The 20,641-nt window shown below is 63.1% G+C and carries 19 protein-coding genes; 11 read left to right on the forward strand and 8 right to left on the reverse strand.

Going from position 1 to position 20,641, the window contains the following annotated elements:
- Positions 1-112: 112 nt before the first annotated feature.
- The 6 genes from AD662_RS14815 to AD662_RS14840 all read right to left on the reverse strand — a co-directional run bounded on the left by AD662_RS14815 (position 113) and on the right by AD662_RS14840 (position 5,345).
- The gene (locus AD662_RS14815; protein ID WP_053188635.1) at positions 113-778 is read right to left on the reverse strand and encodes a response regulator transcription factor; all 666 of its coding nucleotides are present in this window, start codon (positions 776-778) and stop codon (positions 113-115) included.
- 59 nt (positions 779-837) lie between these two features.
- A complete protein-coding gene (locus AD662_RS14820) occupies positions 838-1,371 on the reverse strand; it encodes a PQQ-dependent catabolism-associated CXXCW motif protein (protein WP_053188355.1) in 534 nt (177 codons plus the stop codon).
- Between the two features lie 254 nt (positions 1,372-1,625).
- Entirely contained in the window at positions 1,626-2,420 is a 795-nt protein-coding gene (locus AD662_RS14825) for an ABC transporter permease (RefSeq protein WP_053188358.1), read from the reverse strand.
- On the reverse strand, positions 2,417-3,148 hold the full coding sequence (locus tag AD662_RS14830; RefSeq protein WP_018604047.1) for an ABC transporter ATP-binding protein: 732 nt from the start codon (positions 3,146-3,148) through the stop codon (positions 2,417-2,419). The genes AD662_RS14825 and AD662_RS14830 overlap by 4 nt, the downstream gene beginning before the upstream one ends.
- Positions 3,145-4,152, reverse strand: coding sequence for a YVTN family beta-propeller repeat protein (locus tag AD662_RS14835; protein WP_053188361.1), 1,008 nt, complete (start codon positions 4,150-4,152; stop codon positions 3,145-3,147). The genes AD662_RS14830 and AD662_RS14835 overlap by 4 nt, the downstream gene beginning before the upstream one ends.
- 26 nt (positions 4,153-4,178) lie before the next feature.
- Positions 4,179-5,345: an ABC transporter substrate-binding protein gene (locus tag AD662_RS14840; protein WP_053188362.1), complete on the reverse strand. Its 1,167-nt coding sequence runs from the start codon at positions 5,343-5,345 to the stop codon at positions 4,179-4,181.
- A 410-nt stretch (positions 5,346-5,755) separates the two neighbouring features.
- Here AD662_RS14840 and AD662_RS14850 point away from each other — a divergent pair, with 410 nt between their 5' ends.
- Positions 5,756-7,009, forward strand: a complete 1,254-nt coding sequence (locus AD662_RS14850; RefSeq protein ID WP_053188368.1) for a HAMP domain-containing sensor histidine kinase — start codon at positions 5,756-5,758, stop codon at positions 7,007-7,009.
- Positions 7,009-7,647 (forward strand): response regulator, encoded by a 639-nt coding sequence (locus AD662_RS14855; RefSeq protein WP_018604052.1) that lies wholly within the window; start codon positions 7,009-7,011, stop codon positions 7,645-7,647. The genes AD662_RS14850 and AD662_RS14855 overlap by 1 nt, the downstream gene beginning before the upstream one ends.
- A gap of 175 nt (positions 7,648-7,822) precedes the next feature.
- Here AD662_RS14855 and AD662_RS14860 read toward each other — a convergent pair whose 3' ends face one another.
- The gene (locus AD662_RS14860) at positions 7,823-8,467 is read right to left on the reverse strand and encodes a pentapeptide repeat-containing protein (RefSeq protein WP_053188371.1); all 645 of its coding nucleotides are present in this window, start codon (positions 8,465-8,467) and stop codon (positions 7,823-7,825) included.
- A 136-nt stretch (positions 8,468-8,603) separates the two neighbouring features.
- Complete coding sequence (exaA, locus tag AD662_RS14865; RefSeq protein ID WP_053188373.1) at positions 8,604-10,460, reverse strand: quinoprotein ethanol dehydrogenase; 1,857 nt, start codon at positions 10,458-10,460, stop codon at positions 8,604-8,606.
- 254 nt (positions 10,461-10,714) lie between these two features.
- On the opposite strand from exaA, the gene pedF reads away from it, so the two are divergent.
- The 9 genes from pedF (at position 10,715) to AD662_RS14905 (ending at position 20,550) form a co-directional block, all read left to right on the forward strand.
- Complete coding sequence (gene pedF, locus AD662_RS14870) at positions 10,715-11,176, forward strand: cytochrome c-550 PedF (protein WP_018604055.1); 462 nt, start codon at positions 10,715-10,717, stop codon at positions 11,174-11,176.
- A 5-nt stretch (positions 11,177-11,181) separates the two neighbouring features.
- A complete protein-coding gene (locus AD662_RS14875; RefSeq protein ID WP_018604056.1) occupies positions 11,182-12,057 on the forward strand; it encodes a substrate-binding periplasmic protein in 876 nt (291 codons plus the stop codon).
- Between the two features lie 10 nt (positions 12,058-12,067).
- Positions 12,068-12,826: a quinoprotein dehydrogenase-associated SoxYZ-like carrier gene (locus AD662_RS14880; RefSeq protein ID WP_018604057.1), complete on the forward strand. Its 759-nt coding sequence runs from the start codon at positions 12,068-12,070 to the stop codon at positions 12,824-12,826.
- Between the two features lie 16 nt (positions 12,827-12,842).
- Positions 12,843-13,778, forward strand: a complete 936-nt coding sequence (locus AD662_RS14885; protein WP_053188375.1) for a quinoprotein relay system zinc metallohydrolase 1 — start codon at positions 12,843-12,845, stop codon at positions 13,776-13,778.
- 196 nt (positions 13,779-13,974) lie between these two features.
- Entirely contained in the window at positions 13,975-15,750 is a 1,776-nt protein-coding gene (locus AD662_RS14890) for a PQQ-dependent methanol/ethanol family dehydrogenase (RefSeq protein ID WP_018604059.1), read from the forward strand.
- Between the two features lie 285 nt (positions 15,751-16,035).
- On the forward strand, positions 16,036-17,556 hold the full coding sequence (gene exaC, locus AD662_RS14895; RefSeq protein WP_018604060.1) for an acetaldehyde dehydrogenase ExaC: 1,521 nt from the start codon (positions 16,036-16,038) through the stop codon (positions 17,554-17,556).
- 278 nt (positions 17,557-17,834) lie between these two features.
- Entirely contained in the window at positions 17,835-17,906 is a 72-nt protein-coding gene (gene pqqA / locus AD662_RS28580) for a pyrroloquinoline quinone precursor peptide PqqA (protein WP_003243383.1), read from the forward strand.
- A 132-nt stretch (positions 17,907-18,038) separates the two neighbouring features.
- Positions 18,039-19,196 carry an alcohol dehydrogenase-like regulatory protein ErcA gene (gene ercA / locus AD662_RS14900; RefSeq protein WP_095963606.1) on the forward strand — a complete coding sequence of 386 codons (1,158 nt, stop codon included), beginning with the start codon at positions 18,039-18,041 and terminating at the stop codon, positions 19,194-19,196.
- Positions 19,180-20,550: a hybrid sensor histidine kinase/response regulator gene (locus AD662_RS14905; RefSeq protein WP_053188377.1), complete on the forward strand. Its 1,371-nt coding sequence runs from the start codon at positions 19,180-19,182 to the stop codon at positions 20,548-20,550. Before ercA ends, AD662_RS14905 begins: the two co-directional genes overlap by 17 nt.
- Positions 20,551-20,641 lie beyond the last annotated feature (91 nt).

A 20,641-nucleotide genomic window follows, 5' to 3' on the forward strand; every position in this document is an offset into this window, starting at 1 on the left:
GGCGCGAAGCGGCCCTAAGACCAGACAACTCGGTATGCCAGATAGATCCAGGGGGCTGCTTCGCAGCCCAGCGGGGATAAATCCCCTCGCCACAGGGATTTGTGCCGGTTGATCAACGCCGCAAATAAGCCCCGAAATCAATATCCCCGGCACTGAGGATCGCCTGTACCCGGTTGTGCACGTTGAGTTTGCGCAGGATCGCCGAGACGTGGGCCTTGACCGTGGTTTCGGCGATGTCCAGGGTGTAGGCGATCTGTTTGTTCGACTCGCCCTTGGTCATGCGTTCGAGTACCAGCAGTTGCTTGCGGGTCAAGGCCTGGAGCATTTCCGGCGGGAAACTCGGGTTTTCATTGAGGCGCCGGCCCATCGGGCTTTTTTGCGTGCGAATGATGTCGGGCGGCAGGTACACGTTGCCGTTGAGGATCTGCTCGATGGCTTCGGTCATCTGCGAGCGTGGCGAGGATTTGGTGATGAAACCCACCGCACCATAGGTGATGGCTTGCAGCACCACCTGCTTGTCCTGCTCGGCGGAGACAATCACCACGGGGATGGTCGGTGCCTCGTTGCGCAGGTTGATCAGGCCATTGAGCCCGTGCATGCCGGGCATGTTCAGGTCCAGCAGGATCAGGTCCAGGTCGTCGTGCTCGGCCGTCAAGGCCAGGGCACTGTCCAGGTCGGCGGTCTCCATGACCTCGCTGCCAGGAAAACCGTCGCTGATGACGTTGTGGATGGCTTCGCGAAACAGTGGGTGATCGTCGGCTATCAGGATTTTATACATGGCCATTCACCTCGTTATTGTCGTGTGGGGCAGGGCAGTTGCACGCACTTCTTGCAAGATCAGGGAAAGGGTTCGGGCCGGGCCGCTTGCAGGGGCAGGTTGGCCGCCTCCCAGGCATCGAGGCCATCGCGATACCAGTACACATGGTTATAGCCCATGGCGGCGGCGCGTTTTACCGCGTTCCAACTCAGCCAGCAATCGGCGCGGCAATAAAAGACCAGCGGTAGATCCAGCCGGCCGCCGGTGGCAGCGTGCAGGTGACGGCTGAAGTAGTCCTGCCAGGTCGGGTCGAGATTGCCGTCACCGGTATTGGCCAGCCATAGGCTGCCGGGGAGGTTGGCATGGGGTTCGTTGTCGATGAAACGCCCCTGGATCCACGGCCGACGATAAACGTCGATCAGCACCGGAGGCCGGGCCTGACCGAGCAGACGTTGCAGGGCCTGGGTGTCGAGGGTCTGGGCGCCGTCGACGGTGGCGGGCGTCGGGCTGCGGTATTGGGCGATGCGATAACCCTGCGCTGAAAACAGCGTGGTATCGGCCTGCGCGACATTCAGCGCCAGGCCCAGCAAGAGGATCGCCAGTAAACGGGGCATAGGATTTATCCTTTTTGTTATGCGCCCATTACATGCCAGGGTCGAGGTCTTGTGAATGCGACCATAGACAGGAAAACCGGTACTAAAGTAGTAATTTGAGTGCTAAAGACCCGCGCGAAATGGAGAACATGCACCGAACCCTGTGGGAGCAAAGCTTGCTCGCGATAATGGTGTGCCAGTCGGCATCAATTCTGGATGAGCCGCCGCCATCGCGAGCAAGCTTTGCTCCCACAGATTGTCTGTGCAATGAGGCGTTAGCTGCCGGCCTTGCGTAACGCCGCATGCTGCGGATTGAACGTCCACACCGCCAGCAGCGCAAACACCAGGGTCAACCCCACGCACACCGCCATCGCCAGCAGGTTGAACTGCTCGTACAGCGCAAAACGCACCAACTCCACGCCATGGGTGAACGGGCTGACCGCGCAGAGCCAGTACAGCCAAGGGCTGGCTTCCTGCATTTTCCACAGTGGGTACAGCGCTGAAGACAGAAAGAACATCGGGAAAATCACGAAATTCATCACCCCGGCGAAGTTCTCCAGTTGCCGGATGGCATTGGACAGCAGCAAGCCCAGGGCGCTGAGCATCAGGGCCACCAGCAACAGGGCCGGCAGGGCCAGCAGCAGGCCCATGGCCGGTGGCTGGATGCCGTACAGCCAGGCGATGGCGAGAAAAGCATAGACCTGCAACAGCGAGATCAGCGAGGTCGCCAACAACTTGCTCGCCAGCAGGAACGCCCGGGGCAGGGGGCTGGTGAGCAACACGCGCATGCTGCCCATTTCCCGGTCGTAGACCATCGACAGCGAGCCCTGCATGCCGTTGAACAACAGGATCATGCAGGCCAGCCCGGGCACGATGTACACCTCGTAGGGAATGTAGGTGTCGTAGGGCGCGATGATCGCGATGCCCAATGCCGCGCGAAAGCCGGCGGCGAACACCAGCAGCCACAGCAGGGGCCGTACCAGAGCGCTGAGCAGTCGTGTGCGTTGCAACACGAAGCGCAGCCATTCGCGCATGACGATGCCGCTGAAACAATGCCAGTACGCGTTCATGGCCGGGCTCCCGAGGCGGTCAAGTGGGTGAAGGCCGAGCCGAGGCTGCCGCCGTGTTCCAGGCTCACCGCGTCGGCCTGGCCGCTGGCGACCAGGCGGCCCTGGTGCACGATCAACAGGTCGTCACTGGGCTGCACTTCGTCGAGCAAGTGAGTGGTCCAGAGCACGCTGATGCCTTGCTCGCTGCACAGTTGCCGGATGTGCAGGCCCAGGGCGAGTCGGCTGGCCGGATCAAGGCCGACGCTGGGTTCGTCGAGCAGCAACAGGCGCGGTTCGTGGAGCAGGGCGCGGGCGATTTCCACCCGGCGGCGATGGCCACCGTTGAGGTCGCGCACTCGCTCATGGCGGCGCTCGGTCAGGTGCTGGCGGGTCAGTTCGGCGTCGATGCGGGCGCTGCCCTGGCGCCGCGAAAATCCGTGCAGCGCCAGGTGATAGCGCAGGTTCTGTTCAATGCTCAGGTCCAGGTCCAGGGTGCTCTGTTGGAACACCACGCCCAACTGGCGCAAGGCCGGTCTTGGTGATTTCTGCAGGGAATGACCACCGATGCGGATCTCGCCGCGTTGCAGGTCGTAGAGGCGTGTGAGCAGGGCGATCAGCGTCGACTTGCCAGCGCCGTTGGGTCCCAGCAGCGCGGCGAAACGTCCGGCCGGCAAGCTGAAACTCATCTGCTTGAGGGCTTCGCGCGCGCCATAGGCAAAGCTCAGGTCGCTGACCTCCAGGGCGTTCATGGCGTGACCACCACGCCCCAAGGGTAGCGCCCGACTTTCACCGACTTCAGGACTTTGCGGCTCTCTACGTCAATCACCGAGACATCGCCGCTGACGCCGTTGGTCGCCAGCAGCTGCTTCTGGTCCGGGGTGAACGCCAGTTGCCAGACCCGTCGGCCCACCAGCAGGTAATCCAGCACTTCGAAGGTGTTGGCGTCGATCACCGCCACATGGTTGGCCGGGCCCAGGGCGACGAACGCCAGCTTGCCGTCGGCGCTGAGCTTGATGCCCACCGGTTGGACCTTGTCTGGATGCACGCCCTTGATCTGGAACGTCAGGGTCTTGAGGATCTTGCGCGTCGCCACGTCGAGCACGGTCAACGTGCCGCCGATCTCCGCCGAGGCCCAGAGCTGCGTACCGTCGCGATTGAACTCGACGAAACGTGGCCGTTGGTCCACCAGGGTGTTGTCGGCCAGGGTCTGGGTGCTGGTGTCGATCCAGTGCAGCATGTTCGTGGTTTCACTGGTGTTGACCGCCCACTTGCCGTCGGGGCTGACGGCCATGCCTTCGGGCTCGACACCGACGCCGATCTGGCCCAGTACTTCGGACGTTTGGGTGTCGATCACCGTGACCAGGGCATCGTCTTCGTTGGACACGTAGAGCCAGCGGTCGTTGGGGTGCAGGGCGAACTGCTCGGGGTCCTTGCCGGAGGGCAGTTCCTTGATGATCTTGCGGGTGGCGACGTCCATCACCTGGACCCGGTCCGAGTCGCTGGCGCAGATGTACAGCAGGCGATTGTCGTGGGACAGCAGCAGGCCCCGGGGGCGCTGGCCGACCGGCAGGGTCTCGATGACTTCCAGGCGCTGCATGTCGATCAGGCTCAGGCTGTTGTCCTTCTCGTTGGAGACCCAGGCGATGCTGGCGGCGGCGCAGGGGCCAGCGGCGAGCAATGCCGCGCCCAGGGCGAGGGCTTTGCATAACCGGGTCGGGCAGAGCCGGGCCGGGTGAATCAGGGAGCGGCGCATGGCGGTTTCCTTATTGTTGTTATCGATCAGGGGTAACGGCAGCTCACTTCGGGCTGGTCGTAACCCAGGCTGTCCATTTCATTGGAAGGGTGCAGAAAACCGTCCTGGGGCGAGGTGCTGACCAGTGCCCGTGGCTGGATCAGCGCAATGGGTTGGCGCAACTGGCCGTTCCAGGGCCGGTAGCTGAGCTTGCGACCCTTGAAACCGTCCAGGGGCAACTGGTCGCTGAGGGCCAGTTGGCGGATGGCGAGTGGGGCGTCCTGACGCAACTTGCCCACGGCGCTGGCGATGCTGCGCACGGCGATCCAGGCGGCGAAATCGCGGTCGTTCATCCAGCGTCCGGCCAGGGCTTCAAAGCGTTTTTGCAACTGCGCCGCGCCGTAGGTTTCCACGGTCTTGTGCCAGCCGGTGGGGGTCAGCCCTTGGGTGCCGGCTACCGGGCGTGGGTACCAGGTCTGGTAGGGCAGGTATTCACCGAAATCACCGCGCTCGTCGGCCACCAGCACCACGTCGTACTCGGCGGTCTGGGTGAACAGCGGCATGTCGGCCTGGGCGCTGCGGCGCTGGTCGTTGTCGAACTGCCAGGTCTTCTCGGCGACGATCTTCATGCCGAAGCGTTTCATGGCCCGGCGCAATGCGGCGGCGTAGGCCTGGTCCTCGGGCGTCTGGCCGACGATCAGCAACGCCCGCTGCCATTTGCGCACGACGCTGAACTGCACCAGGGCATCGGCGAGCATGGCGCGGTCGGGCAGGCTGTGCAGCACGTTGCCCAGGCAGTCGGTGGTGCGCAGGCTGTCGTCGGGGCTGCCGGCGTTGAACAGCAGGCTGTCGGGCAGGGCAGCGCTGAGTTGGCGCAGGCTGGCGGCCGGTGCGTTGACCACGAACAACCGCAGGCCCTGGTCGTGTTGGGCCCGGGCGGCCTGGAGCAGCGCCTCGGGCGTGTCGACGCTAGCGCTTTCCAGGCGGTAGTCATGCTTGAGGAAACGCCCGGTGCTGTTGCTGTCGACGATCGCCAGTTCAGCGCCGCGCAACCCGGCATCGGCCGGTTCGGCAATAACGTTGGACAGCAACGGGCCCGGATCGGGACGGTAACCCAGGTAGCCGATGCGCACTTGCAGCGGCGTGGCATCACCCGCGTGAGCGGTTGCCGCTGCCAGCAGAGAAACCAGGGCGTAACTGACGAGCCGGCGCATGACATCCTCCATTGCAGGTAGCGCCAGCATAGAAAGCCCAGGGGCATGGGGAAATATGCAGAAAGTACCGCCGGTGCAGTACCAAGGTAGTAACTCACCTTGGAGGCCGGGGTTTTAGCATGCAAGGCATCGTCATTGACCAGGAAGGGACAGACCATGCGGATTCTCAAAGCGCTGCTGCTGCCGTTTCTGCTGATCCTGAGTTTAGTTGGCGTTGATCGGTTGCCTGGCAAGCACAAAACCAGCAAACACCCACAACCCCATGTGGGAGCGGGCTTGCTCGTGAAGGCGGCAGTACTGTCGGTACCTATGCAAGCTGACCCACCGCTTTCGCGAGCAAGCCCGCTCCCACAAGGGATCTGTGGCGCGCATACAAACTGCGAGCTCGTTCCGGAAATGGGTCACTAAACATGTCAGCCCTCTGGCGCATCAACCTCTGGGTTTGTGCTTTTTTCGCCCTGGTCACCCTGGCCTGTGCGGTCCTGTTGTTGCACCAGGCCACGGCCGATGTGAAACGCGAGCTGCAATCGGCCGAGTCGGTGGTGCATTACCTGCGCGAAACCGCCGAGCGTGATCCGGCCAGTCTCCAGCCGCGATTGACCGGCAGCCTGCGGCATGTGCGGGTCCGTTGGCTGGCCCCTGGACAACTGTTCCCGGCGGATGAAGCCGGGATGAAGGCCTGGCTCGGCCGCCGGTTACTCGATGACGGCCCTGCGGCTCAGGTGGTGGGTTTGCCGGACGGTCGGCGGGCCTGGATTGCCGTCGACCCTCGCGATGAAATCGATGAGATTCTCGATTCCTTGGTGCAACTGTTGTACGTCTGCGCCTTGGCGCTGTCGCTCAGCCTGTTGGTGATTCGCTGGGGGGTACGCCAGGGCATGCGTTTGCTCGATGAGTTGCTGGATGCATTGCGTCAGGTGTCAGCCGGGAACCTGCAGGTGCGCCTGGGCACTGAGGGTGTCCCGGAGGCGCAGTATCTGGCGGGGCATTTCAATCGCATGACCGCCGCCCTGGTCGAGGCCCAGGCCGATAACGCCCGGCTTACCCAGGCCTTGTTGGCCGTGCAGGAACAGGAGCGCACCCAACTGGCCCAGGCCCTGCACGACGATCTGGGCCAATACGTGGCCGGCATTCGTGCCCGCGCCTGCCTGCTGCGGTTGGTGATGGATCAACCGCCGGCGCTGGAGCAGACCGTCAGCCAGCTCGAAGAGCATTGCGAGCATTTGCAATTGGGTTTCCGGGCACTGGTGCATGACTTGTACCCAGTGGTGTTGCAGCACCTGCCGTTGTGCGAGGCCATCAGGCTGTTGGCCGGGCAATGGCAGGCCAGCCAGGGCATCACCTGTCAGGTGTGGATCGACAAAACGCTGCCGCCCTTGTCCGGTCCGGACAAGAGTCACTTGTATCGTTTGTTGCAGGAAGCGTTGACCAACGTCGCCCGGCATGCCGGCGCCACGCAGGTGCGGATTCGCCTGCAACATCGCGCCGGGCGCCTGCGGTTGCTGGTGCGCGACAACGGTTGCGGAGCGACGCAACCATCGCGCGCCGGTGTTGGCTTGCACTCGATGTCTGAGCGGGCGCGCAGCCTGGGCGGTGAGCTGCGCATCATCAGCCAGCCTGGCGCCGGTTGGGCGCTGGCCTTGAATATTGCCCTGGAGGCGTGATGAACATTTTATTGGTGGACGACCATGCGGTGGTTCGGCAGGGCTATGCCAGCCTTTTGCGGGTGTTGATGCCGGACTTGCAGGTCCGCGAAGCAGCCACCGGTGAGGAGGCGTTGAGCCAGGTGCAGGAGCAGGTGCCGCATCTGGTGATCATGGACTTCGGCCTGCCCGGTATCAGTGGCTTGGAAACCACCCGCCGCCTACGCCAGCGCCTGCCGCAACTGCGGGTGTTGTTCTTCAGCATGCACGATGAATTGCCCTTGGTGCGCCAGGCCTTGGACGCTGGCGCTGCGGGCTACCTGACCAAGAATTCGGCACCCCAGGTGCTGGTGGACGCGGTGCGGCGAGTGCTGGCCGGGCATGTCTACATCGAGCAATCCCTGGCCACGCAACTGGCCTGCACCAGCTCGCGCCAGGATGTCGACCCGCGCCTGCAATGCATGACCCAACGGGAGCTGGAGATCTTCGTCATGCTCGCCAAGGGCACACCCGCCCGTACCATTGCCGAACAGCTGTGCATCAGCGCCAAGACCGTGTCCAACCACCTGACGCTGCTCAAGAGCAAGTTGCAGGTCAGTTCCCATGCCGAGCTGGTGCACTTGGGGATCGATATGGGGGTGGTGCGGGTGGCGGGGTGAAAATTCTCATTCCCAGGCGATGACGATCCACTGTGGCGAGGGGATTTATCCCCGCTGGGGCGCGAAGCGGCCCCCTAGATCTATTTCGCATACCGAGTTGTCTGGTTTTAGGGCCGCTTCGCAGCCCAGCGGGGATAAATCCCCTCGCCACAGGGGTTTGTGTGATCCAGGGCCTTCACTGATCCCACGACATCGGGCACCCGGTACAGCCCTGCATGTTCGCATCCTGGAAATTCCCGTAATGCTGGCGAGAACCGCTCAGGTTGGCCTGTTCCAGGTTGCTTTCGCCGAGCTTGGCTTCCTGCAGGTTGGCGTCGCGCAGGTCGGCACCCTTGAGGTCGGCCTTGCTCAGCCAGGCCATTTCCAGGTCTGCCGCCTGCAGGTTGGCCTCGTGCAAGCGGGCGCCGGACAAGCGGGCGAATTGCAGGTAGGCCGCCGTCAAGTCGGCACGCTGGAATTGTGCGCCCTGGGCGAACAGGCCCCAACCCTGGATCGCCTTGAGCGTGGCGCCGCTGAAGTCTGCCAGGCGCAGGTTGCTTTGTTGCAGGCTGGCACGGGTCAGGTTGGCGCCCTGTAGCTGGGCTTTCTCAAGGTTGGCCAGGTCCAGCCGCGCGTGCCGCAGATCAGCATCGCGCAGATCGGCCCCGCTGAGGTTCATTTTGCGCAGGTCCAGGTTGGCCAGTTTCGCACCGCGCAGGTTGGCGCCGGGGCATTGGCTGGATTCGGCGATGAGGCAGCCGTTGATCGTCAGAGGGGTGTCAGCGTTGTCGGCATGGGCAACGGCGCCGATGAACAGAAGCAGCAATGGCAATAGTTTCATGGCATGAACTCGGGCAATTGTGGGAGCGGGCTTGCTCGCGAAGACGTTGGCACAGTCAAAATCCATATCAACTGAACCACCGCTTTCGCGAGCAAGCCCGCTCCCACAGGGGATTGTGGTGTGGGTCAGGTTCAGGCTATTTCTGCGCCGTTGCCTTATCCCAACTCGGAATCTTGAACACCCAGAACGAACCACCCTGGGCCACGGGCTTGGTCAGTTCGGCCATGTCGCCGCCCCACAACGGCACGGCGCCGCCGTAGCCGACGGTCACGCCGATGAATTGCTCGCCGTCCTGCTCCCACGTGATGGGTGGGGAGACGATGCCGCTGCCGGTCTGGAATTTCCACAGCTCCTTGCCGGTCTTGGCGTCGAAGGCCTTGAAGAAGCCGTCGCCGGTGCCGGTGAACACCAGGTTGCCCTTGGTCGCCAGCACGCCGGCCCACAGCGGCAGCGGCTCCTTGTGCTCCCAGATCACCTTGCCGGTGGTGGGGTTCATCGCCCGCAGGCTGCCGACGTGATCGTCGTACATGCGCTTGATGCGAAAGCCCATGCCCAGGTAGGCCGAGCCTTTCTTGTAGTTCACTTCCTCGGTCCAGTATTCCTCTTTCCACTGGTTGCCGGGGACGTAGAACAGGCCGGTGTCCTGGCTGTAGGCCATGGGGTTCCAGTTCTTGCCGCCGAGGAAGGGTGGCGAGACTTCCACCGGTTTGCCCTTGGTTTCACCCGGCAATGGCTTGGCCGGACGCTGGCCGGGGTTTTCCACCGGGCGACCGGTCTTGAGGTCGATGTGGCTGGCCCAGGTGATGTTGTCGACGAAGGGGAAGGCGTTCTGCAGCTTGCCGTTGTTGCGGTCCACCACGTAGAAGAAACCGTTGCGGTCGGCGTGGGCGGTGGCTTTGACCACCTTGCCGTCCTTGTCCTTGTAGTCGAACAGCACCAGCTCGTTGTTGCCGGAGAAGTCCCAGGCGTCGTTGGGCGTGTGTTGGTAGAACCATTTCACTTCGCCAGTGCTTGGGTCGACGCCGACCTGGCCGGAGGTGTAGAGGCTGTCGTAATCGTGAGGGTTGCCGTCCTTGGACGTGCGCGCCCAGGTGTTCCACGGGCCGGGGTTGCCCGCGCCGACGATGATGGTGTTGGTCTCGGGATCGAAACTGGCGCTCTGCCAAGGTGCGCCGCCGCCGTGGCTCCAGGCTTCGACCTTGCCGGTTTCAGTGGTCTTGTCGTCAGGCCAGGAGGGTGCCTTGACGTCGCCGGTCGGGGTGCTGTCCTTGCCGTTGAGGCGGCCCATGTGGCCTTCGACAAACGGGCGCATCCAGACTTCTTCGCCGGTGTCCGGGTCGCGGGCGAACAGTTGCCCGACCACACCGAACTCGTCGCCGGAACTGCCATGGATCAACAGGACCTTGCCACTGGTCTTGTCCTTGATCAGCACCGGGGCGCCGGTCATGGTGTAGCCGCCGGCGTGGTCGCCGAACTTCTTGTTCCACACCACCTTGCCGGTGTTTTTATCCAGGGCGACGACTCGCGCGTCCAGGGTGCCGAAGTAAATCTTGTCGCCGTAGATGGCCGCGCCGCGGTTGACCACGTCGCAGCACGGGCGAATGTTGTCCGGCAGCCGATGGTTGTAGGTCCACAGGCGCTTGCCGGTCTTGGCGTCGAGAGCGAACACCCGCGAGTACGAGCCGGTGACGTACACCACGCCGTCGCTGACGATGGCCTGGGACTCCTGGCCGCGCTGCTTCTCGTCGCCGAATGAGTAGGACCAGGCCGGGGTCAGCTTGAACACGTTCTTGTCGTTGACCTGGGCCAGCGGGCTCCAGCGCTGGGCGTTGGTGCCCATGCCGTATTGCAGCACGTCCTGGGTGGTCAGGTGGTCGTTGGCGATGTCTTCCCAGGTGACGGCAGCGCTTGCCGAGGGACTCGACGAGAGACTGCCGGCCAGCAGCAAGGCAACGGTCAGGGAGGAAAGGGCGGGTAGCGTTTTTATTCTCATGGTGGCAGTTCCCAGTGAAAGGTTTTGGCCTGACTAGGGTGAGTTGCGCCAAGGCCTGGCCGATACGGAAAAAGTCCCGCCCTTGCCGGGAAGACTTCCCGAACCGCCTGTCTTTACGACCTGCGTCGGATGGCCTGCTACCAAGGAACTAGACCCCGGCCACCAAAGCAGCATTCGGCTTGTGCCAGGGGGTTCCTAAGATGACGGCACGGCCTCCGCAAAGAGGTCTTGCGTGCAATCCAGAGGGCATAACAATGACAACAAAACGCAACGCCATCATCGCTACCGCACTGCTGATGGGGCTGACCGGCGCAGGCTCCGCATGGGCCCATGGCAACGTAGTGCCCCAGGCAGTGGAAACCAAGGGACTGACCCCGATCAAGGACGCCAACTTGCCGTTGGACGCTGATGGGTGGGCTGCCCAGAACCCGTATCGCAACTCCCCCGAGCGTGAAAAAGCCGTGGAAATCGGTGCCTCGGCCTACAACCAGAACTGTGCGGCCTGCCATGGCCTGGAAGCCAAGTCCGGCGGGATCGCCCCGGACCTGCGCATGCTCGACGCCGCCGAAGTCGGTGATGAGTGGTTTGTCGAGCGCGTACGTCACGGTGCGGTGCGCGACGGTCGGGTCTACATGCCGAAAATGGCCGACTACCTGAGCCAGGAAGCCTTATGGGCGGTGCGCACCTATCTCGACAGCGTGCACGTCGAGGAGTGACGGCCATGCGCCTGTTCGCGTGGGTAATGTGCAGCCTGCTCCTGTGGGGGCAGGCGGTGCAGGCGCAGGTGCGCAGTTACGACCAGATGATCGCCGCCGGGGAGTTGAAGGTCGCGGTCTACAAGGACTTCGCGCCCTACAGTTTCGAGGACCACGGCCAACCCAGGGGCGTGGACGTGGAATTGGCCCAGGCCCTGGCCAAAGCGCTTGGCGTGCGCCTGCGATTGATGTGGGCACCGCCGGGAGAAAAACTCGATGACGACCTGCGCGATTACATCTGGCGCAGCAGTCCGTTGCACGAGCGGCAATTGGCCGACCTGATGATGCGCGTGCCTTACGACCACGACTATGCGCAAAAGCGCAACGACATCGGCGAACTGGCAAACGCCCAGGTGGTGATGTTCGGACCTTATCAGCAGGAGTGCTGGCAGGTGGCGTACGACCGGCGCCGGTTGGATTCGGTGGGCAGTGTCGCGGTGTTCCAGCAGCACCCCATTGGCGTTGAAGTCGACAGCGTGCCGTCGTTCTACCTGACGTCGGTGTTCAACGGCATGCTCCGGACCAGGACCCACCATTACCCCGGTGTCAGCCAGGCCTTCAAGGCCATGCAGGCCGGGGAGGTGGACGCCGTCATGGCCATGCGCGGTGAGGTCGATTGGCAAGTGCACGAGGCGGCTGATCCGCAACTGGCGCTGGCGGAAAACGCCTACCCGAACATGGGCAAGCAACGCTGGGAAATCGGCATGGCGGTGCATGAAAGCAATCGTCAGCTGGCCTATGCGGTGGAAGAGGCGCTGGAAGGCTTGATCCGCGACGGCAGCGTCAAGACCGTCTATGCCCATTACGGCCTGCGTTACGAAGTGCCGGAGATGTATCAATAGGAGCACCGGGATGAAATGGGCGATGTGGTGCCTGCTGTGGTGTGGCCTGCCGATGACCACGTGGGCGGCGGTCGAGCCAGGAAAAGATCCGGTGCCGTCGGTGATGTGGGCCTTTTATCACAAGCAATTGCTCGCGGATGCGCCGTTCGTGTTTGACGACCGGGTGCGGCTGCTGGCACCACCCTTTGCCGAAGACGCACGCCAGGTGCCACTGGAAATCGATGCCCGGGCCTTCACCGGCGACGTCGTGCGGGTGCTGGCCTGGGCCGAACTGAACCCGTTGCCGAAAATCGTCGACTTCCAACCGGGGGAGCGAGTGCTGCCCTGGCTGTCGATCCGCATTCGCATCGAGCAAGCCACGCCGTTGCGCGCCGCCGTGCAGACCCGCGATGGCCTGTGGCACGTCGGTTCGACCCTGATCGACGCGGCGGGTGGCGGCTGCACCGCCCCCAGCGTGGTGCGCACCCAGCCGGGTTGGGAGGAACACTTGGGCGAGGTGCTGGGCGCCCGCTATCCCCGGGGCGATTCGAGCCGCCTGCGCCTGCAGGTGGCCCATCCGATGGATAACGGCCTGGTGAGCGGCATCCCGGAGTTTTTCCTCAACCAGGCGCAACTGCTGGACGCCGATGGCCAGGTGCTGGCGCGCCTGGAACTGTTCCCGGCGGTCAGCGAAAACCCCAACCTGGGTTTCGACATCCGAGGCCCCGGCCAGACTCGCCTGTTGCTGCGCGATAACAGCGGCAATACGTTCGAGGCGGCGATTCCCTGACCACAAGGAGCGCGCCATGCGCTGGTTGTTGCTGATGTTCCTGAGCCTGGGCTGGCCGACGTGGGCCGGGACGGACTATGCACTCAAGCCCCGGCAGATCGCCGAAGGCACCTGGCTGCTGGAAGGCAGCACCGAGAACTTTGCCAAGGCCAACGGCGGTAACATCGTCAACACGGCGTTCATCGTCACCGATGCCGGCGTGGTGGTGATCGACACTGGGCCGTCGAAGCGCTACGGCGAGGCGCTGCGCCAGGCCATTGCCGCGACCACCGATAAACCGGTCATCCAGGTCTTGTTGACCCATCATCACCCCGACCACGTCTTGGGCAACCAGGCCTTCAGCGACGTGCCCATCGGCGCCTTGGCGGGCACCACCGACCTGTTGCGGCAACAGGGTGATGCGCTGGCGGAAAACATGTACCGGCTGGTGGGCGACTGGATGCGCGGCACCGAGGTGGTGTTGCCGACCCGGGAGCTGGCGACCGGGACGTTGAATGTGGGCAATCATTCGTTGCGTCTGTTGGCATTGGCCGGCCACACCGGGGCTGATCTGGCGGTCCTCGACGAGACCACTGGCGTGCTGTTCGCCGGCGACCTGGTGTTTTACGAACGGGCCCTGACCACCCCGAACAGCCCCGGTCTGGAAGTCTGGCTCCAGGACTTGGACACCTTGCAGGCCTTGGCCTGGAAGCAGATCGTGCCCGGCCACGGCCCGGTCGCGACCGACGCCGGGCCTTTTGCGCAGATGCGCGACTACCTGGGCTGGCTCGACCAACTGATGCGCGACGGCGCGGCGCGGGGCGACGACATGGCCGAGATGATCCGCAGTCCCATTCCCGAGCGCTTTGCCGGGATCAGCTTGAGTCGGTATGAGTTGATTCGTAGCGTCAGTCATCTCTATCCGCGCTACGAGCGGGCAGGGATGAAGCGGGTGGACGCCAAGCCACAGTAATCCCGGGGTATCACAATCCCCTGTGGCGAGGGAGCTTGCTCCCTCGCCACAGGAGGTGTCCGCTTACCTCTATGTGTACCAAGGAACTAGAAAACTCAACACAGCGGGCAATTGTTGGCAACGGCCCCGAGCCCAAGAATCTGTGGCAGACCGGGAAAAATTCCCGGGTATAACAATAACCGCAGAGGTAGCCGTCATGAGTCATCCCGCACGTCGCCAACCCTTCGCCGTGAGCCTGCTGCTCAGTGCCATGCTGCTGTCCGGTTCGGCCCTTGCAGCCGTGACCGATCAGGAAATTCTCCAGGACCCGAAAAACCCGCAACAGATCGTGACCAACGGCCTGGGTGTCCAGGGCCAGCGCTATAGCCCGCTCGATACCCTCAATGTCAATAACGTCAAGGATCTGCGCCCGGTCTGGGCGTTCTCCTTCGGTGGCGAAAAGCAGCGCGGCCAGCAGGCCCAGCCGATGATCAAGGACGGGGTGATGTACCTCACCGGTTCCTATTCGCGGGTATTCGCAGTGGATGCGCGCACCGGCAAGAAGCTGTGGCAATACGATGCGCGCCTGCCCGATGACATCCGTCCTTGCTGCGACGTGATCAACCGTGGCGTGGCCTTGTATGGCGACCTGGTGTTCTTCGGCACCCTCGACGCCAAGCTGGTGGCCTTGAACAAGGACACCGGCAAGGTGGTGTGGAGCAAGAAGGTGGCCGACCACAAGGAAGGTTATTCCATCAGCGCCGCGCCCATGGTGGTGAACGGCAAGCTGATTACCGGCGTGGCCGGGGGCGAGTTCGGCGTGGTGGGCCAGATCAGCGCCTACGACCCGAAAAATGGCGAACTGCTGTGGACCCGCCCGACCGTGGAAGGCCACATGGGCTACGTCTACAAGGACGGCAAGGCGGTCGAGAACGGCATCTCCGGCGGCGAAGCCGGCAAGACCTGGCCGGGCGACCTCTGGAAAACCGGCGGCGCCGCACCTTGGCTGGGCGGCTACTACGACCCGGAAACCAACCTGCTGCTGTTCGGCACCGGCAACCCGGCCCCGTGGAACTCTCACCTGCGTCCTGGCGACAACCTCTATTCGTCGTCGCGCCTGGCCCTGAACCCGGACGACGGGACTATCAAGTGGCACTTCCAGAGCACGCCTCACGACGGCTGGGACTATGACGGCGTCAATGAACTGATCTCGTTCAACTACAAGGAAGGCGGCAAGGACATCAAGGCGGCAGCGACTGCTGACCGTAACGGCTTCTTCTATGTGCTCGACCGCACCAACGGCAAGTTCATCCGCGGCTTCCCGTTTGTCGACAAGATCACCTGGGCCACTGGCCTGGACAAGGATGGGCGGCCGATCTACAACGAGGCCAGCCGTCCGGGTGCGCCGGGCAGCGAAGCCAAGGGCAGTTCGGTGTTCGTTGCACCGGCGTTCCTCGGTGCAAAAAACTGGATGCCGATGGCCTACAACCAGGACACTGGCCTGTTCTACGTGCCGTCCAACGAATGGGGCATGGACATCTGGAACGAAGGCATCGCCTACAAGAAAGGCGCGGCGTTCCTCGGGGCCGGCTTCACCATCAAGCCGCTGAACGAGGATTACATCGGCGTGCTGCGGGCCATCGACCCCAAGACCGGCAAGGAAGTCTGGCGCCACAAGAACTACGCGCCGCTGTGGGGTGGGGTCCTGACCACCAAGGGCAACCTGGTGTTCACCGGCACGCCTGAAGGGTTCCTGCAGGCATTCAACGCCAAGACCGGGGAAAAGGTCTGGGAATTCCAGACCGGCTCCGGCGTGCTCGGCTCGCCCATCACCTGGGAAATGGACGGCGAGCAATACGTCTCCGTGGTTTCCGGCTGGGGCGGCGCGGTGCCGCTGTGGGGTGGCGAGGTGGCCAAGCGCGTGAAGGACTTCAACCAGGGCGGCATGCTCTGGACCTTCAAGTTGCCGAAAGAGCTGGTGGCAAAACGCTAAGTAACTATTGAGCCGGGCGTCGCCCTTGTGGCGACGACTCTGTGGGAGCAAAGCTTGCTCGCGATGCAGTCGCCTCGGTTCCCAGGGAGACCGCATCGCCTTCATCGCGGGCAAGCCTTGCTCCCACAGACGTTTCGCCAAATATCCTCGTCCCAATGCTTGAAATCTACGACCAAATAACGAGAGTCCCCCCTGCCAACGACGCATTCGTCCGGCAGCCGGGGCTCTCTACCATCGGCCTATCGCCTGTCCCGTGACAGGCATCGACCAGGCAGAGGCCCCATCATGATCTACGCACAACCCGGAACCCCAGGCGCCGTCGTTTCCTTCAAACCGCGTTATGGCAACTTCATCGGCGGCGAATTCGTCGCGCCAGTCAACGGCGAATACTTCACCAACACCTCCCCGGTCAATGGCGAAGTCATTGCCGAGTTCCCACGCTCCAGCGCCGCCGACATCGACAAGGCCCTGGATGCCGCCCATGCCGCAGCCGATGCCTGGGGCAAGACTTCGGTGCAGGACCGTTCCCTAGTGCTGTTGAAAATCGCCGACCGTATCGAGCAGAACCTGGAAATCCTCGCGGTCAGCGAAACCTGGGACAACGGCAAGGCCGTGCGCGAAACCCTCAATGCCGACGTGCCGCTGGCTGCCGACCATTTCCGTTATTTCGCCGGCTGCATCCGCGCCCAAGAGGGTGGGGCGGCCGAGATCAACGAACTGACCACGGCCTATCATTTCCACGAGCCGCTGGGCGTGGTCGGGCAGATCATCCCGTGGAACTTCCCGCTGCTGATGGCCGCCTGGAAACTCGCCCCGGCCCTGGCTGCGGGTAACTGCATCGTGCTCAAGCCGGCTGAACAGACGCCGCTGTCGATCATGGTCTTCATCGAGCTGGTCGCCGACCTGCTGCCGCCCGGCGTGCTGAATATCGTCCATGGTTTCGGTCGCGAAGCCGGTGAAGCCCTGGCCACCAGCAAGCGCATCGCCAAGATCGCCTTCACCGGTTCCACCCCGGTGGGCTCGCACATCATGAAATGCGCCGCCGAGAACATCATCCCGTCCACCGTGGAACTGGGCGGCAAGTCGCCGAACATCTTCTTCGAAGACATCATGCAGGCTGAGCCGGCCTTCATCGAAAAAGCCGCCGAAGGCCTGGTGCTGGCGTTCTTCAACCAGGGTGAGGTCTGCACCTGCCCATCTCGCGCCCTGGTGCAAGAGTCGATCTACGTGCCGTTCATGGCCGAGGTGATGAAAAAGATCGCCAAGATCAAGCGTGGCAACCCGCTGGACACCGAAACCATGGTCGGCGCCCAGGCGTCCGAGCAGCAATTCGACAAGATCCTCTCGTACCTTGAAATTGCCCAGCAAGAGGGCGCCGAGCTGCTCACCGGCGGTGCTGCCGAGCGACTCGAGGGGGATTTGTCGAGTGGTTATTACATCCAGCCGACCCTGCTCAAGGGCCACAACAAAATGCGCGTGTTCCAGGAAGAGATCTTCGGCCCGGTAGTTGGCGTGACCACCTTCAAGGACGAAGCCGAAGCCCTGGCGATCGCCAACGACACCGAGTTCGGCCTCGGCGCCGGCCTGTGGACCCGCGACATCAACCGCGCCTACCGCATGGGCCGGGCGATCAAGGCCGGTCGCGTCTGGACCAACTGCTACCACCTGTACCCGGCCCACGCCGCGTTTGGTGGCTACAAGAAGTCTGGCGTGGGTCGTGAAACCCACAAGATGATGCTCGACCACTATCAGCAGACCAAGAACCTGCTGGTGAGCTACGACATCAATCCGCTGGGGTTCTTCTAACCCGATAACACAGCACGACACCCTGTGGGAGCGAGCTTGCTGTGGGAGCAAGGCTTGCCCGCGATACAGGCAACTCGGTCTCCGGCCAGGCCGAGGCGACTCATCGCGAGCAAGCTTTGCTCCCACAGTAAGCCTTGCCCTCACAATGGGTTTTGTAGCTCTCCTGAATTGCTACCAACGCACCCCACCCACCGCTTCGAAAGTAGCATTCGAGCCCCAGGCGTGGCGTGCATTAATGACCTTGCCGGAATCGCCCGGTACAAGAAGAGGAAAGACCCATGTGGACTAAACCCGCGTACACCGACCTGCGTATTGGCTTTGAAGTGACGATGTACTTCGCCAACCGATGAGTGCCGGCCCGGCCTGACGCGTTCAGGCCGGGCTACCCATTGGTCTGATTGCAATCACGGTGGGATGCTTTAGGCTCAAGGTATCCCAAGACAATAACAACAGGCTTACCGATGAGCCACGTACCTGAAAAGATGAGCCTCAGCCCGCTGCGCAAGTTCGTTTCCCCTGAAATCATGTTCGGTGCCGGTTGTCGGCACAATGTCGGTAATTACGCCAAGACCTTCGGTGCACGCAAGGTGCTGATCGTCACCGATCCCGGGGTCATCGCCGCCGGTTGGGTGGCTGACGTCGAAGCCAGTCTCCAGGCCCAAGGCATCGACTATTGCGTCTACAGCGCGGTCTCGCCCAATCCGCGGGTCGAGGAAGTGATGCTCGGCGCCGACCTTTACCGGGAAAACCATTGCGATGTCATCGTCGCGGTGGGCGGTGGCAGCCCCATGGATTGCGGCAAAGGCATCGGCATTGTTGTTGCCCACGGCCGCAATATCCTCGAGTTCGAAGGCGTCGACACCCTGCACGTACCCAGCCCGCCGCTGATCCTGATTCCCACCACGGCGGGGACGTCGGCGGACGTGTCGCAGTTCGTGATCATTTCCAACCAGCAAGAGCGGATGAAGTTTTCCATCGTCAGCAAGGCGGCGGTGCCGGACGTATCGTTGATCGACCCGGAAACCACCCTGAGCATGGACCCGTTCCTGTCGGCCTGTACCGGCATCGACGCCCTGGTGCATGCCATCGAGGCGTTCGTGTCCACCGGCCACGGCCCGTTGACCGACCCCCATGCGCTGGAAGCGATGCGCCTGATCAACGGCAACCTGGTGCAGATGATCGCCAACCCGGCGGACATCGCCCTGCGGGAGAAAATCATGCTGGGCAGCATGCAGGCCGGGCTGGCGTTCTCCAACGCAATCCTTGGGGCCGTGCACGCGATGTCCCACAGCCTGGGCGGTTTCCTCGATTTGCCCCATGGCTTGTGCAACGCGGTACTGGTGGAGCACGTGGTGGCGTTCAACTACAACTCGGCGCCGGAGCGTTTCAAGGTGATTGCCGAGACGCTGGGCATCGACTGCCGGGGGCTCAACCACCGGCAGATCCGCACTCGGCTGGTGGAGCACCTGATTGCCCTCAAGCGCACCATCGGTTTCCACGAGACCTTGGGCCTGCATGGCGTGAGCACCTCGGACATTCCGTTCCTGTCGCAGCATGCGATGCACGACCCGTGCATCCTCACCAACCCTCGGGAGTCGAGCCAGCGGGATGTCGAGGTCGTCTATGGCGAAGCCCTCTGACGAGCAGCAAAAAGCCCTGGAAGGGCTGCTGGGGCTGGGCAATCACTCGACGCGCAAGAGTCACTATCCGGAACTGGCGGCGCGCCTCGATGAGCTGGAGCAGGCCCGGCAACACCTGCAACAGCTCAATGATCAACTGGAACAGCGGGTGGCCGAGCGCACCGATGCGCTGTTGGAAGCCAACCACAACCTGCAGCAGCAGATTGCCCAGCGCGAGCTGGTCGAACAGCAATTGCGCGATGCCCGTGACGTCGCCCAGGCCGCCAACCGCAGCAAGGACAAATACCTGGCCGCCGCCAGCCATGACCTGTTGCAGCCACTCAACGCGGCCCGCCTGCTGATCGCCACCTTGCGTGAACGCCAATTGCCTACGGCCGAGCATGTGCTGGTCGAACGCACTCATCAGGCGCTCGAAGGCGCAGAAGACCTGCTCACCGACCTGCTGGACATTTCCCGGCTGGACCAGGCCGCCGTCAAGCCCGACCTGGCGCCGTATCGACTGGATGAGTTGTTGGGGCCGCTGGTTTCCGAGTTTCAATCGGTGGCCGGCGCCGCGGGGTTGGAGCTGCGGGTGCGCTTTGGCGATGAAGCGGTGCTGACCGACCTGCGATTGATCAGCCGTATCCTGCGCAACCTGCTGAGCAATGCCTGCCGCTACACCGCTCAGGGCGGTATTCTCCTGGCGGCCCGGCGCCGGGGAGGGCAGTTGAGCATCGAGGTCTGGGACACAGGGCGGGGCATCGCGGCCGATTGCCTGGAGTCGATTTTCCTGGAATTCAACCAGCTCGACGTTGGCCGGGCGGCGGATCGCAAAGGCGTGGGCCTGGGGTTGGCGATTGTCGAACGCATCGCCCACATCCTCGGCTACCGGGTCCAGGTGCGTTCTCGGCCGGGGCGGGGCTCGGTGTTCAGTATCGAGGTGCCGCTGTCCAGCGAAAAACCCTTGCCCGCGTCCCAGGTTCCGGTACAGGCGGTCGCCGGCAACCCGCTGCCGGGGCGCCGTCTATTGGTGATCGACAACGAACTGAGCATCTTGCAAAGCATGGCGGCGCTGTTGGGGCAGTGGGGCTGCGAAGTCTTGACCGCCACCGACGAAGCGGGCGCCCTTGATGTGCTGCAAGGGCGCGCGCCGGAGTTGATCCTGGCGGATTTCCACTTGGATCATGGGGTTGTGGGGTGTGAAGTGGTCAAGCACCTGCGCGAGCATTTCCACCAGGCGATCCCGGCCGTGATCATCACCGCCGACCGCAGCGACCAGTGCCGCCGCGCCTTGCGCAAGCTGGATGCACCGCTGCTCAACAAGCCGGTCAAGCCTGGCAAGTTGCGGGCGGTGTTGAGTCAGATGCTCGGATAGGTTGGTGCTGTAGATACTCTGTAGGAGCTGTGTAGGAGCTGTGTAGGAGCTGTGTAGGAGCTGTCGAGTGCAGCGAGGCTGCGATCTTGCC

Origin of the sequence: Pseudomonas kilonensis, assembly GCF_001269885.1 — a bacterium.
GTDB lineage: Bacteria > Pseudomonadota > Gammaproteobacteria > Pseudomonadales > Pseudomonadaceae > Aquipseudomonas > Aquipseudomonas kilonensis.